11 protein-coding genes and 1 tRNA gene are annotated in these 14,481 nt (G+C 35.2%); 5 read left to right on the plus strand and 7 right to left on the minus strand.

Features of this window, described 5'->3' with window-relative positions:
- The first annotated feature begins 20 nt into the window (after positions 1 to 20).
- The gene (locus SAUT_RS07400; RefSeq protein ID WP_169302255.1) at positions 21 to 1,862 is read left to right on the plus strand and encodes a diguanylate cyclase domain-containing protein; all 1,842 of its coding nucleotides are present in this window, start codon (positions 21 to 23) and stop codon (positions 1,860 to 1,862) included.
- Positions 1,863 to 1,867: 5 nt separating this feature from the next.
- Here SAUT_RS07400 and SAUT_RS07405 read toward each other — a convergent pair whose 3' ends face one another.
- Together SAUT_RS07405 and flgH are read right to left on the minus strand one after the other, a co-directional pair.
- Positions 1,868 to 3,283, minus strand: coding sequence for a hypothetical protein (locus SAUT_RS07405; RefSeq protein WP_245534094.1), 1,416 nt, complete (start codon positions 3,281 to 3,283; stop codon positions 1,868 to 1,870).
- The gene (gene flgH / locus SAUT_RS07410) at positions 3,258 to 3,980 is read right to left on the minus strand and encodes a flagellar basal body L-ring protein FlgH (RefSeq protein WP_013327266.1); all 723 of its coding nucleotides are present in this window, start codon (positions 3,978 to 3,980) and stop codon (positions 3,258 to 3,260) included. The genes SAUT_RS07405 and flgH overlap by 26 nt, the downstream gene beginning before the upstream one ends.
- Positions 3,981 to 4,063: 83 nt before the next feature.
- Between flgH and SAUT_RS07415 the strand changes: the two genes are divergently transcribed.
- The gene (locus tag SAUT_RS07415) at positions 4,064 to 4,507 is read left to right on the plus strand and encodes a GatB/YqeY domain-containing protein (RefSeq protein WP_013327267.1); all 444 of its coding nucleotides are present in this window, start codon (positions 4,064 to 4,066) and stop codon (positions 4,505 to 4,507) included.
- Here the strand turns inward: SAUT_RS07415 and SAUT_RS07420 are convergent.
- The 5 genes from SAUT_RS07420 to acs all read right to left on the minus strand — a co-directional run bounded on the left by SAUT_RS07420 (position 4,504) and on the right by acs (position 12,239).
- Entirely contained in the window at positions 4,504 to 6,216 is a 1,713-nt protein-coding gene (locus tag SAUT_RS07420; RefSeq protein WP_013327268.1) for a lipase chaperone, read from the minus strand. The two genes, SAUT_RS07415 and SAUT_RS07420, sit on opposite strands and share 4 nt — an antisense overlap.
- A gap of 89 nt (positions 6,217 to 6,305) precedes the next feature.
- Positions 6,306 to 9,332: a MutS-related protein gene (locus SAUT_RS07425; protein ID WP_013327269.1), complete on the minus strand. Its 3,027-nt coding sequence runs from the start codon at positions 9,330 to 9,332 to the stop codon at positions 6,306 to 6,308.
- A 70-nt stretch (positions 9,333 to 9,402) separates the two neighbouring features.
- Positions 9,403 to 9,492: transfer RNA gene (locus SAUT_RS07430), tRNA-Ser, on the minus strand.
- A 43-nt stretch (positions 9,493 to 9,535) separates the two neighbouring features.
- Positions 9,536 to 10,219, minus strand: coding sequence for an orotidine-5'-phosphate decarboxylase (gene pyrF, locus SAUT_RS07435; RefSeq protein WP_013327270.1), 684 nt, complete (start codon positions 10,217 to 10,219; stop codon positions 9,536 to 9,538).
- A gap of 55 nt (positions 10,220 to 10,274) precedes the next feature.
- Positions 10,275 to 12,239, minus strand: coding sequence for an acetate--CoA ligase (gene acs, locus SAUT_RS07440; RefSeq protein WP_013327271.1), 1,965 nt, complete (start codon positions 12,237 to 12,239; stop codon positions 10,275 to 10,277).
- Between the two features lie 129 nt (positions 12,240 to 12,368).
- Here acs and SAUT_RS07445 point away from each other — a divergent pair, with 129 nt between their 5' ends.
- The 3 genes from SAUT_RS07445 to fabZ are packed head-to-tail and all read left to right on the plus strand — an operon-like array spanning position 12,369 to position 14,470.
- Entirely contained in the window at positions 12,369 to 12,875 is a 507-nt protein-coding gene (locus SAUT_RS07445) for a peptidylprolyl isomerase (RefSeq protein ID WP_013327272.1), read from the plus strand.
- Between the two features lie 9 nt (positions 12,876 to 12,884).
- Positions 12,885 to 13,970: an epoxyqueuosine reductase QueH gene (locus tag SAUT_RS07450; RefSeq protein ID WP_013327273.1), complete on the plus strand. Its 1,086-nt coding sequence runs from the start codon at positions 12,885 to 12,887 to the stop codon at positions 13,968 to 13,970.
- 50 nt (positions 13,971 to 14,020) lie between these two features.
- Positions 14,021 to 14,470, plus strand: coding sequence for a 3-hydroxyacyl-ACP dehydratase FabZ (gene fabZ / locus SAUT_RS07455; RefSeq protein WP_013327274.1), 450 nt, complete (start codon positions 14,021 to 14,023; stop codon positions 14,468 to 14,470).
- The last annotated feature ends 11 nt before the right edge of the window (positions 14,471 to 14,481 follow it).

Here is a 14,481-nt window from a genome sequence, read left to right on the forward strand (position 1 = left end):
TGAACTTAAAATCTTTACAAATGAAAATTATTCTAATTTTTTCCCTTCCTGCCGTTGCATTAATATACTTTTCATACTCTTTAGTACATTCCAATTATATCAAATATCAAGAGAGTACTTCTTATGCATCGTCTGCAAAACACACTCATATTCTTAGTAAATTAATTCATAATTTACAACTCGAAAGAGGACTTAGTGCAGGCTATATAGTCTCAAAAAATGAGACCATTAAAAAAAATCTAAAAAAACAATATAATCTGACAGATGATTCATACAAAAATTTAATAAATTTTTCAAATGAACACCCGCAATTTATAAAAAAATTTAAGAAAATGAAGATAATAAGACAAAAGCTTCTCACCGGTAAACTTAATTTTTCTGATGAAATAAAATATTATAATGGTTTAAACAAAGATTTACTCAATGCTATAAGTTTATTGATGCATAATTTAAAATCAAAATTATATAACGGAAAAGCCTTAATAGAACTTCAAAAATTAAAAGAATATTTAGGACAGGAGAGAGCCTACAGCTACAATCAAATACTAGCCCGAAACAAAAATGAAAAATATATAAAATATATTCAGTTATTGCAAAAAAAAGAAGAAAAATTAAAAACTATTTTTTCTGTTTGTGCTTCTACAAATACTAGACATTTATTTAAACAAATCGTTCACAAAGAGACGCTTGAAAAAATGAATCACTTAAGAAAAATATTTTATCTTAAAAAACTCTCATCCAAAGAAGACGCAAAAATATGGTTTCAAATAACTTCTCAATATATCACACAAATATATAATGTCTCAAGCCAAATTCTAAATACCATTTTAAAAGATGCCGTACGAACACAAAAAGATATAAGAAAGGTATTTATATTTACAGTTATTTTATGGATTTTGTCTATTTTATCTTTTTTATTCTTAGTATATATTCTTAATGCATTAATTAACAAAGAAGAGAAGTTACTAAAAAGAATCCGGATTGCTTCTTACACTTTTGATTCTCATGAAGCTATTGTTATAACAGATAAAAATGGCATAGTTTTAGAAGTCAATAAATCTTTTACAAGAATTACCGGATATGAAGCAGATGAGATTATAGGACATACAACTAAAATACTAAAATCCGATAAGCACAGCAGAGAATTTTATGCCAACATGTGGGGACAGCTTCTTACATCCGGGAAATGGAGCGGTGATATATACAATAAACGCAAAAACGGTGAAATATATCCAGAGAGGCTCTCTATTAGCGCTATTAAAAATGAAAATGGTGATATTATTAATTTTATTGCGCAATTTTATGATATATCTGACCTAAGAAGTGCCCAAGAAGAAGCAGTATATCAAGCAAACCATGACTTTTTAACAGGGCTTTTCAATAGAAAACTTCTGCTTCAAAGATTACACGAAGAAAACTCTAAAGCACTCAGACATAATTTTATTCATGCTTTTTTATTTATAGATTTAGATAATTTTAAAAGTGTCAATGACACCTATGGTCATCATATCGGGGATGAACTGCTTATACAGGTATCGCAAAGAATGAAATCACTCCTCAGAGAAGAAGATATACTTGCAAGAATGAGCGGTGATGAATTTGCGGTAATTTTAGTCAATATTGCAAATTCAAAAGAAGCAGCAAAAAAGTATGCAGAGAAAAAATGTCAATCTATCATAGATGCCCTTTCTCAAGCATTTGTCATTGAAGGAAATGAAATCTATATTGGAGCAAGCATTGGCATCAAGATATTTCCAGATGAAAAAAACAATATAGAAGATATTATTAATGATGCTGATAAAGCCATGTATGTTTCTAAAAAACACGGAAAAAACAGCTGCTCACTCTATTGTGAAATATAAATTTTTTATTTCACGTACACAAAGCTATCGGGAATAATAGATTTATATTTTGGTATGCTTTGCCCCAAAGAGGCATTTACATATGTAGGGTCTGCCAAAACATATCTTTGTCCTGACACCTTTACACTATCCCCTCTCATCGGTACATGTAAAGCAGTACTCATATGATCTTTATACTTAACACCCACTACACTAATGCCGAATAAATCTTTTACCAGACGAGCATATAGTACTGCTCTATCCTCACAATCTGATTTGTCATAACAGAGTGTTTCTTGTGCAAACATTACTTTTTCTCTGCCAAACTGCGCATTATCACGTTCGTACTTAAAAGCTTTTTGCACAAACCTAAGTACAAAATTCAAAGCTTCACTTGCTTTTTTATTGTCAGTATACTGTTTTATATCACCGGCGATATCTTTATATGTTTCGTATTCCAAAGGTGCATTGAAAAAAACTTTATAATCAACTTGAGGGTAACTGTTCATAAAATCAATCAAATTTTGATTATATCGATAAGAAGCACTGTATACTTTGCCATATTCTCTAAAAGAAACAGTTTTAGTTTGAAGATTTTTTTCTAAAATAGGCAGAGTCTTCAACTCAAAATCAAGAGCTTTTGTTGCATCGGGATAGTCTTGTGAATATGTATAAATATCCCCTATATTGCTTTTGTTATATTCAGATATGACATAAAACTTTTTCCCATCAAATGTATAATTTGGAGTGGAATACATCTTGCCTTTTATTTCATGGAGCAGAACTACATGCTTATCCGCACCTAACGCCACTTTTACTCTGTAGCCAAGCTTGTTAAATATAAACCAGCTAAACAATTTTGCATCATCAGGTGTACTAAAAAGAGTGTGTGAGAGTTTATCAACTAAAAGATAAATACCCCAGTCGTTAAGATTCATATGTTTACATGTAACCTTAATATTATAGAGCAAGTTGTCATAATCACTAGCTGCCATAACACTAAAAAAATTTATAATGCCCTTTTGCCTTCTTGGGTAGAATTTTGCATTTTTCATCCCTTTATCAAAATCAAAGCCTAAAAATATCCCAAAAAAAGTAAATGTAGCATCATAGCCTTTTAGTTTTTTCACAGGAGAAGTCAAAGCTTTTACAACTGAAGGTTTAATATTGATGACTAAGTTTGGACCTACATTTTGAGGTGTTTTTTGGCTCAGTGCCGGCACAACTTTTGGCTTTGGCTTTTGGTACATCGGCGGTGAAATATACGCATTGTACTCTTTCCACTGAGCTTGTAGATATTTATTAAATTCACTGTCTTTTTTGTCTCTAAATTTACTAAAAGACTCAACCTGCACACGTTTAAAGTCTGCAAAACTCTGTGCATAAAGACAGTTACATGTAAGCGTTATAAAGAGGCTAAAAAGGCCAAATTGATTGAACAATTTTAGTTCCCCATCCTTGTTGTGTTGCACGGTCCATATCTCCCTCTGTTTTATATAATATTTTTGCATCACTTATTTGTGAAGAGTTTATTTTATTATACTGGTCTATGTCATACGGACGAATAACACCGCTTAACTGAACTATCTGTTTTTGGTCATCTATAAGTATTTCTCTTTTTCCTGAAATATAATAATTTCCATTTTTTAAAATTTTAACGATTCTAGCAGAAATAGTAGTCGTAAAACTCGCATCTTTTGTGGCACTGCCTGAGCCTTTGTAAGCACTGCTAGAATTACTGTTGAAACCTACATTACTAAACCCATTGATATCTGCTACTTTGGAATTCATTGCAGAGTTCACACCTGTGCTGGAAAAAAGTCCCCCGCCGAGTGCACTTGTGTCATTTTCTGAGAGTTGTTTTGAGCCTGTATTAGAACTTTTAGCAGCTTCAGAAATCACCACCGTTACTATGTCACTGACATGCATCGCTTTATGGTCTGAAAAAAGAGGATTTTCCCCCTGTCCAAAAATACTGCCCGTTGATGCAAAATCCTGCTGGTCTTCTTTTGCAGGCATCTGCTCAACATATGCAGGCGGTTCAAAGTTTATCTCAGGATCTGTCAGGTTTGCCGTACATCCACTGAACACGACTACACTCAAAAGCAGTATAAAAGTTGTTAATTTAATTTTATTCATAAATAGTTTCCCATAACATATCTTAATTTTGTTATAATACCAGCAATTTTAGTTCCATAAAATAATAAACAAGGATTTTAAAAATGTCATTAAGAGAAACAATTAACCAAGATGTAAAAAATGCTATGAAAGCAAAAGACACAAAAAAAAGAGATGCACTTCGTCTGCTTACAAGTGCTTTTAAACAAATAGAAGTTGATGAGCGAAAAGAACTTACAGATGAAGATGTCATTAAAATAATTCAAACACAGGTAAAACGCAGAAATGATGCAGCAAGCCAATACAAAGAGGCCGGTCGTGATGATTTGATGCAGATAGAACTTGATGAAATTACCTACTATGAAACATACCTGCCAAAACAACTGAGCGACGAAGAGCTTACAACTGAAGTAAAAGCCATCGTAGAAAAAACAGGCGCTTCAAGTATGAAAGATATGGGAAAAGTTATGGGAATGGCGAGCAAAGAGTTAGCCGGCAAAGCTGATGGAAAACGCATCAGTGATGCTGTAAAAAAAGCTTTGGCTTAAAAAAACTCTAAATCATCATCACTTTCCTCAGTAGCAGCTTCTTCTTCGGGAGTTGCAAATATAAAGTGCTCGATCGAAGCGCAGTTTTCCAGTAAGGATGCATCAAGATAATGAATATCCGGTGTGTTGGGTTCAATAAAAATATATTTTTTCCACGTCTGCAAATCATCTATAAGCCCCTGTATGTAAAAGCGTAACTTATCTTTTTTTTCTTTTTCAAGCATATTTACAGATAAACGCTGAAATACTTTATAGAGTGATTCCAAAGAAATAGCCAAATCGTTAAATTCTATAGTTTCATGCAGTACACTTATATATTTATCTAAAACTGTGCAAACCGCTTCTAAGATCTCATCATTGAATTCTTCTTCATTAAATAGTATATCTTTAATTTCTGTTTCATTTTCATTTAACTCATCAAGCAGATAGTTATCTACTTCAAAATCCTGCAAAAATTCCTGTGCACTGATTTTTTGATGTTCTTTATAATGCATTGTTTCAATATTTGTATGTTTTAAAATACCGCTTTTCCTGATAGGTGCAGCTACTTTTGTAGCTGCTTGTTTAGTTGCTTTTTCAGATAATTTCAGAGTGAGGACCAGCTCACTGTACGAAGCATTATCTTTTTGTATTGTTTTTGACATCGTATCTGTATTTATCTCTATCATTTCAAGGCACTCATCTGTCACAGTCTCGTCTGCACCAAAAAGAGTAATAAAAACAGCTATTGCTTTTTCATGCTGAGAGTTGATATGCGCACGAATATAGCCGACTCTGTTTAATGATTGAACCAAAGCATGGTAAATGACTTCAAGATAGTGTTCAAGAACACCGAAGTCATCATTTTTATACTTATCAAAGAGCATTGTGTATATCTGCTCCCAAAATCTATCTATTTCCCAATAAGAACTTATCAGTATAATTTTTGATTCATAAAAACTTGCAATTTCATTAAGAAGTTTTTCTTCAACATTACGCATATCCATAGTTGTCAAATACGAGTCGGCATTTTTCACATTAAGTGTTCGCAGTAAAACACTTACAATCTGCTCCTTAAATGTCTTTGGCGAGTCATAATTTTTATAAAGCTTATTCACTTCGAGTGATTTAAATATTGTATAGAGAATCTCTGATGTTTTAACAAGTGTACCTGTTTGTAAAGCAACAACCAAAGACGAAGTCACTAAGTATATGTCTGCGGTATCTTGTATGGAAAGTTTGTAATTATCGCCAACATAATCAATAAGATACTTTAATTCACGCCGAGATGTATCTAAGTCGTTAAAATGCAGTAAAGCTCTGATAAAATTATTTTGCAGCGTCTCAATATGCGTATTTGTATAATTTCGTACATGCTCTAAAATTTCTGTGTGCATGTTTTCATTACTATTGTCTAGAAGTGCCTTAAACTCCAAACGGTACAAACGCTCTTTTAAATTTAATAAAGGCTGTTTTTCACTATAACCTACCACTGAGAGCCATGAACGCATCAAATCTTTTCTGATATCTTTGTTAATTATCCCTTTTTTACTCATGACATATTCCAAATCGATAAGCAGCAGATGTGAATCCAGATAACTGATATTGTCTATTTTTTTCTTCAGTGCATCATAATCTTTAATCAATGTGCAGTCATAATTATGTTCAACCACTTTAAGTATCTTTGCATTTTCTTTGACAAAAGCATATATTTTGACGTCGGTTTTCATAGTAAGTTCCTCTTTAATATATGTCAGTATACATTATTTTATATTATACTAGTTTGAAAAAATTATTTTACATTTTCATATGGTTTTTATTACCAGTCATCTAAAATAAACCCTTCCTCTTCTTTTGTTTTAGGCTCATTTATTTCAGGTGCAACAACTTTTTTGACTTCAGGTTTACGCATCTGCTCTTCAAACTGCAGTTCAAGCCCTTTACTCGTCATAATAAACCCGTTTACATGTAACTTACCCTCATGTATTTGGTGATGATGTTCTTTACATAACGGCACAAGATTATGTTTGTTGTCTTTGTGAAAATGCCCTATAAAGCCGGCATTGTCAGCCAGTGATTTTTGCGATATATGATGCACATCTTCCGCCACGGCACCGCAGATAATACATTTAGTAACATAAAGCTCTTTGTTGTACTTGGATTTTTTCTTCTTTACTAATAGTTCAAGCTCATCATAATCATTGGCAAGCCGTTTTCTGATGGCATTCGCACTCTCTAAAAACTCACTGTCCATATGCAGCGATTTGGCAAACTCCAGTCCGTATATACTGCTGCCGCTTCCGGCTTGAAGTACACGGTTAAATATCAGCTTATCACTCTCTTCATCATATTCAACGCTCAAATGCAGATCCACAACATTATCCAGTGATGTAATCTCATTCATTGTCGAGAGCTGGTGCAGGTGTGTCGCAAACAAAAATAGACATCTTGTCTTTGCAAGCTTTTGTATGGCTGCAGCTACAATTGCCACGCCTGAGAGCGTTTCTGTACCGTGACTTATTTCATCACCGAGCACAAGAGACTTTACAGTTGAACGGTTAAATATATTTTTGAGTTCAAGCATCTCCACCGCAAAGGTCGACAGCCCTTTTGCCAAATTGTCTTTTGAAACTATACGTGTAAAAAGTGAATCATATATACTGAATTTCATAACAGAAGCACTCACGAAAAAGCCCGATTGCGCCATGAGAACGGCAATACCTATACTCTTCATCAAAGATGATTTTCCGCTTGAATTTATGCCGTATAAAAGCACGCCGTTTATGTCATGTCCGTCATGCACACGTACATCAAGCATAACAGTTTTAGGATGAGGCAGGTCCATATAATCACGATTTCCCATCACAATGTCATTAGGAACGTACAAGCCGCCTCGCTCTTGTACTTCTATCAAAGGATGACGAAGCTGCATGATTTGCATGAAGTTTTCATCCTCTTTTGCTTCGACTATCATAGGTCTTGAGTGCTTATAATCCTGTGCTACTTTTGATGAACTGACACCAACATCCAAATCAGCTACATAGTTAATAACTCTGTCAAAAAGCAGTGAATAACGTCTCTCAAAAAGTGCTTGGAGCCCGATATATCGTTCTTTTACCAGTACAACAATTTTACGACGGTTTTTCATAATATTGTCAGAAAGCTTGTCTGTAAAGGCTGATGTTATCTTGACATTATTTGTCAGTTTTTTGACAGTGAAATCTGCAAACTCTTCACTCTTTTTAAATTCGCTTTCAATTAATGAAAAACGGTTTTTACTCAAAGAGATATAATAGCCTTCTTTTTCCAAAAGCCCCAAAGTCACAAGCTTTGTCGAACTGCCTGCATTTGCGCTTGCAAGCAGCTCTTCGATTTTGGTGATGATGTCTTCGAAAGCGACCATCATAACTGCATTTTCTTTTACCAGAGTATCTATGGCTTCATCCACGCCGCTCATTAAAAAGTTTTCATCCACAGTTGCATTTGTAAAACGCCGTGATATATCCAAATCTATAGTTTTTGTTATGTCACGTAAGAACTCTTCGACCTCACTTTCATGAAAAGGTGTTTTTTGAATTTTATATTTTTTGACATAGAGCATCAGCTCTTTCACACTTACCATAGAATCATACATGTGATTCATCTCAAATGGATGCAGTCTGCCAAGACTCAAACGACGCGAGAGCCTCTCAAGGTCATACACGCCCCGCATCATTTCATCAAGGTATCTTACATGTGAAGAGACACGTTCTATTAAGTTGTATCGGCGTTCGAGCTCGTCAACTTCCATTATCGGGTTAAGCAGGCGTTCTTTTAAAAGTCTTTTTCCTATAGCTGTTGCACTTTTGTCTATCATTTTTAAAAGTGTAAACTCTTTTCTGTCTTTGGAAATTATGCCCATCTGCTCCAATGCATTGTTGCCCAGGTACATAAAACGGCGGTTGTCTATAAGGCGAGGCATAGCCATTTTTTGGACTATATGGTAATCATGTTCTATGACAAAATTGATAAGAATTGCCAAAGCCTCCGTAATCATAGGAGAACGTTCTAAGTCCAAATGTTCTATGGGTGAGAGGAGTGACTGAATCTGATAAACCTCTTTGAAAAGCTCATTTTGAAACTCTATTTTTGCCCGTTTGTTATTTACCGAGTAGTGATAATGTTCAGGAATCTCCAAATACTGCATCACATGACGCTGGTCCTCAATACCGTCTAAAAAGGTCACAACAATTTCACTCGTTCTGTAAACATTTAAAAGGTTAAAAACCTCATCAAGTGCATAGGCAGGGTCTTCACTCGTTCCGTGTGTCTCATACAACCATGTCTTGCCTGTTGTTACATCTATGGCAGAATATCCAACCGTGTAAATGCCACGAATTTTATCAATCAAAATAGAAACAATGTAGTTATCATCATTGTCGACAATATGTTCAAAATTCGTACCGGGTGAGACAATTTGTGAAATATAGCGACTGATTTTTGGAGGATTGCCCTTTTGTTTAACGACTATGACCGTATATTTTTGTTCTTGTATTAAACGGTTTAAGTAACGTTCAAAAGAGACGGCGGGAACACCTGCCAGCAGAGGATTTTTTTCAGAGTTTTCTATAATTTTTTTATTTTTTTTAGTAAGCTGTATATTTAAGAGCTCGGCTATTTCTTTAGCCTTCCCAATCTGCTCGTCATCATTGTTGACTTCATACACTTCAAAAAAAGTGCCGATTTCCATAAAAACAACAGTATCTTTACCATACTTCTGCTCGAAAAATCTCTGTAAATCAAAGTAAATCTGGGTTAAAAGTTTATCTTTATTGTTTAATATTTTACTGACATCTGATGATTGCATGTAACTCTTTTTGAATGTTTTATAATAATGAGATTATAACATAAGTATGTTTTATAAAGATAAATTGAAGTGGTGGACGAGGAGAGATTCGAACTCTCGGTACAGTTACCCATACGCATCCTTAGCAGGGATGTGGTTTCAGCCACTCACCCACTCGTCCTTTTGAAGAACGTGATTATAGTAATAATTTAATAATAATTAGCTTAAATCAACTCTAATATTTTTTTAACAACCGCTGAAGGATTCTCAGCCTGATAAATAGGACGTCCGACTACTATAAAATCAACAAGTGCTTCTTTGGCATAAGTAACATCAGCAACTCTTTTTTGATCTCCGGCATCTTCACCAAAAGGACGAATACCCGGCGTGAGTGTCATAAACTCTTTACATGTAAACTCTTTGATAGCCTTGCTCTCATATGCCGAGCAGACAACACCGTCAAGACCGCTATCCATTGCATCTTTAGCAAACTGATTTGCTTTTGAGGCAATATCACTTTCATATACGGCATGAAACTCATCTTCAGAAAATGATGTCAATGCTGTTACCGCCAAGACAATAGGACGATTTTCATACTTCTCTAGTCTTTGCATTACGGTGCTCATAGCCCGCTTGCCTGCGCTTGCATGAACATTGAACATATCAACACCCAACCCCATGATAGACTCAGCAGCATCTGCCATCGTATTTGGTATATCGTACAGTTTGAGATCTAAAAATATTTTAAAATCAGGATTGATTTGTTTTATGGCTTGTAAGAATTCTTCACCGTCACGAATGTAAGTACGAAGTCCAACTTTTAGCCAAACATTGTAGTTTTTTATTTTTTTTATTAAAGCGAGATTTTCTTCTTTCGTGGATAAATCAAGGGCAACACATAATTCCATAACAACTCTTTGTGGTTAATTTATGGAATTATAGCATCTTTGTATTGGTTCAGCCTTATTTAGACTTTACCATATTTTCTATTTTTTCAACTATACTTGGATCTTCAAGCGTTGAAATATCTTGTGTAATCGATTCGCCTTTAGCAATTGAGCGTAGAATACGGCGCATTATTTTTCCGGAACGGGTTTTTGGAAGACCGGGAGCGAAAACCATATCATCACAAATAGCAATATTTCCTATCTCTTTTTTAATGATATTATTAATTGCTTTTACCTCTTCTACTTCATCGGCAACACCTTTGTCTGATTTAAGAACAACATAAGCGAATATACCTTCACCTTTGAGTTCATGCGGTTTACCGACAACGGCAACCTCGGCAACATTTGAATGTTTTTTAATAGCCGCTTCAACTTCAGCAGTTCCCATTCTATGTCCACTTACGTTAATAACATCATCCGTTCGACCTGTAATAGTAATATATCCGTCTTCATCATAATTTGCACCGTCCCCTGTAAAATACACAGGTTTACCGTCTTTTTTTACATCACCGAAGTAAGATTTCACAAATCTCTCTTCATCGCCCCAGACACCGCGGATCATTGAAGGCCAAGGACGCGTTACACACATGTAACCGCTCTCACCGGCTCCTACTTTTTCACCTGTCTCAGGATCTAAAACCTCTGCCATAATTCCAGGAACAGGGAATGTTGCACAAGCAGGTTTAATAGGTGTAGCCCCCGGAAGCGGAGAAACTATATGTCCACCTGTTTCAGTCTGCCAGTATGTATCAACGATAGCACATTTACTGTTACCAACTTCTTCATAGTACCATTTCCATGCCGGTGGATCAATCGGTTCACCAACAGTTCCAAGTACTTTTAAGCTGCTAAGGTCATATTTAGCCGGCTCATTTTCACCCATTTTATGCAGTACTCGAATAGCAGTAGGTGCAGTATAAAATTGATTAATTTTATACTCTTCAACCATTTTCCAAGGACGACCAGCATCAGGATACGTTGGAACCCCTTCAAACATTACAGTCGTTGCACCCATTGCAAGTGGTCCATAAACTATGTACGTATGTCCTGTAATCCAGCCAACGTCGGCAGTACACCAGTAAGTATCATTCTCTTTTACGTCAAATACCCATTCCATAGTCATTTGAGCCCAAAGGATATATCCTGCAGAGTTGTGTTGCACACCTTTTGGTTTCCCTGTTGAACCTGAAGTATAAAGTAAAAACAGAGGATCTTCACTATCCATAACCTCCGGCTCACAATGAACCTCTTGAGATTTTATAAGCTCATTATATGAGTAGTCACGTCCTGCAACCCATGTAATATCTTCATTATTTCTCTCAACAACTAAAACTTTTTTAACCGGTGTATCGCCTTCTAAAGCAGCATCAACAACAGGTTTAAGCATATACGGCTTATCTTTTCTATAAGCACCGTCTGCCGTAATTACCACTTTTGCATCAGCATCTTCAATTCTGTCTTTCAATGCTTCAGCAGAAAATCCGCCAAATACTATAGAGTGAATAGCCCCGATTCTGGCACATGCAAGCATTGCATACGCGGCTTCGGGAATCATCGGCATATAAATAACAACTCTGTCGCCTTTTTTAACACCAAATTCATTTTTTAGCAAATTCGCAAAACGGTTTACATTATAGTAAAGTTCCAAGTATGTAACTATCTGCTTATCTCCACGATCTCCTTCAAAGATAATCGCAGCTTTATTTTTACGTGTATCTAAATGACGGTCAATACATTGTGCTGACACATTAAGTTTTCCGCCCTCAAACCATTTTACAAAAGGAAATTTTGATTCATCCATAACATTGGTAAATGGTTCTATCCAGTCAAGCTTTTCTTTAGCAAATCTGCCCCAAAAACCTTCATAGTCTTCAGTAGCTTCATCCTGTAAATCTTGATATTCACACATATTTTTAATTCTAGCAGTTTTTGCAAACTCTTTATTTGGCTTAAAAACCGGTTTTTTCTCTATTGCTGACATATTGTGCAATCCTTATATTTGTTTTACTCTTTAAAACAATTTTATTAAAATTAGTTGCAAAAATTATATCTTACAAATATTAAGAAATCTTTACTATAATTTCAAAAATTACAATAGAAAGGTTTTATTATGTTTGGAAGAACACAACTAAAAGAATACAATTTAAGCGAAGATGAATTAGCAAAATTACAATATGCAAAAATCGTTACAAATAAAGGTGATATTTGGATTAAACTTTATTCTGAAGAAACACCAAACACGGTTGCAAACTTTGCACATTTGGCACAAACAGGTTTTTATGACAACCTTAGTTTTCACCGTGTAATCCCAGGTTTCATGGCACAAGGCGGCTGTCCTCAAGGTACAGGTACAGGCGGACCGGATTGGGCTATTGCATGTGAAACAAGCAAAAATACACATAAACATGTAAAAGGAACACTTTCTATGGCACATGCCGGACCAAATACTGGTGGAAGCCAGTTCTTTATCTGTTTTGTTCCATGTCCACACCTTGACGGCGTGCACACTGTTTTTGGCGGTATAGAAGAAAATGATGCTGAGAGTTTCCAAGTTTTAGATTCTATAGAAGGTCAAGATGAAATCAAAACTATAGAGATTCACGAAAAAAGAGACTAGGAAAAACCCATTTTAGTACATATCTGTTGCAGTGTTGATTCACACTTTTTCTTGGAAAAACTCCAAAAAGATTTTCCTGATGAAAAACTTACCGGCTTTTTTTACGATCCTAATATTCATCCATACTCTGAGTATCAACTGCGTCTGCTTGATGTACAGCGCAGTTGCAACAAACTCGGTATTGAACTCCTTGAAGGTGAGTATGACTATGAAAGCTGGTTGCAAGCCGTACGCGGTCTAGAACGTGAGCCTGAAAAAGGTGCTCGCTGTGAAGTATGTTTTGACAAACGCTTTACAACCAGTGCTAAAAAAGCACTCGAACTCGGCGAGAAAAAAATCACCACTACCCTGCTTGTCAGCCCGTTAAAATCTCAAGAACAACTCAAACGTGTCGGCGATGAGTTTTATGCCTCTCACGGTGTTGAATTTATTGCTGTTGATTACAGAAGCGGTGGTGGGACGCAAGACCAAAGCCGTGTTACAAAAGAAGAGCAGCTTTATCGTCAGGACTACTGCGGCTGTATTTTTGGACTTACAATGCAGCGAGAGCAGCAAAACAAACTGATGGATGAGATGTTTTCACCAATTTCAGGACAGACACTTCCTTCTTCCATTGAAGAACGCCTTGAAATGTATACAACAAGAAATGCGCTGGAAGATGAAAATAAAGAGTATAAAATAGTCAAACAAAAATTTCTTAATTACAGACAGTTTAATTTTAAGCTTATTTCAGGAAAAAAAGATCTCCTTGAAGCCTATGCTCTAAGTTACTCAACACTTCCGAGAAAAAAAGCACAGGGACGTATAGAATTTTCTCATAACGGTATTCATTATTTAAACCGTGAAGAGATAAAATTTATTACATTACTAACCTACAATAATTTAAGTAATTCAAACTATAAAACACTCAAAGAGCTTATTTACAATCCGCTGGATTTTAACAAAGAACGCATACTGAGAAATACATTATCAGGCTCAGACTACGATTTAACACCTATTATAGTAGTAAATGAAATACCGCAGACAAAGCTTTCAATTTATTTGGATGCAAAGGCATACGAAGACACCAAAGAAAAACTTATTATCTTTTCTTAACAATAAATTAGATAAAATATCAAAAAATTATTGTTACAAGGTTTATATTAATGCTTATGGATGTTACAGAAATACAAAAAATACTACCACACCGTTACCCTTTTTTATTGGTCGATAGAGTTACTGATATGACAAAAGGCGAATCAATTACTGCATACAAAAATGTTTCCATTTCAGAGCCTGTGTTTCAAGGGCACTTTCCCGGACATCCGATTTATCCGGGTGTTATGATTTTAGAAGGTATGGCGCAGGCAGGCGGAATACTCTCATTTTTAAGTATGGGTGATTTAACTGAAGAAGAGATAGCCGGCAAAGTAGTCTATTTTATGAGCATTGACAAAGCAAAATTCAGAAGCCCTGTAAAACCAGGGGACAGACTCGAATACAAAATTTCTGTAATAAAACAAAAAGGTACTATCTGGATGCTTAAAGGTGAAGCATATGTTGATGATAAATTGGCAAGCGAAGCAGAATTAAAAGCTATGATAGTAGATAAGTAAAAGGTTATTTT

It is taken from the genome of Sulfurimonas autotrophica DSM 16294 (genome assembly GCF_000147355.1).
Classification (GTDB): domain Bacteria; phylum Campylobacterota; class Campylobacteria; order Campylobacterales; family Sulfurimonadaceae; genus Sulfurimonas; species Sulfurimonas autotrophica.

Excerpts from the sequence above, each read along its gene's own strand:
- SAUT_RS07420 (WP_013327268.1), bottom strand. The coding sequence starts at position 6,216 with ATGAAAACCGACGTCAAAATATATGCTTTTGTCAAAGAAAATGCAAAG.
- SAUT_RS07425 (WP_013327269.1), bottom strand. The coding sequence starts at position 9,332 with ATGCAATCATCAGATGTCAGTAAAATATTAAACAATAAAGATAAACTT.
- acs (WP_013327271.1), bottom strand. The coding sequence starts at position 12,239 with ATGTCAGCAATAGAGAAAAAACCGGTTTTTAAGCCAAATAAAGAGTTT.
- SAUT_RS07445 (WP_013327272.1), top strand. The coding sequence starts at position 12,369 with ATGTTTGGAAGAACACAACTAAAAGAATACAATTTAAGCGAAGATGAA.
- flgH (WP_013327266.1), bottom strand. The coding sequence starts at position 3,980 with ATGAATAAAATTAAATTAACAACTTTTATACTGCTTTTGAGTGTAGTC.
- fabZ (WP_013327274.1), top strand. The coding sequence starts at position 14,021 with ATGCTTATGGATGTTACAGAAATACAAAAAATACTACCACACCGTTAC.
- SAUT_RS07400 (WP_169302255.1), top strand. The coding sequence starts at position 21 with ATGAAAATTATTCTAATTTTTTCCCTTCCTGCCGTTGCATTAATATAC.
- SAUT_RS07415 (WP_013327267.1), top strand. The coding sequence starts at position 4,064 with ATGTCATTAAGAGAAACAATTAACCAAGATGTAAAAAATGCTATGAAA.
- pyrF (WP_013327270.1), bottom strand. The coding sequence starts at position 10,219 with ATGGAATTATGTGTTGCCCTTGATTTATCCACGAAAGAAGAAAATCTC.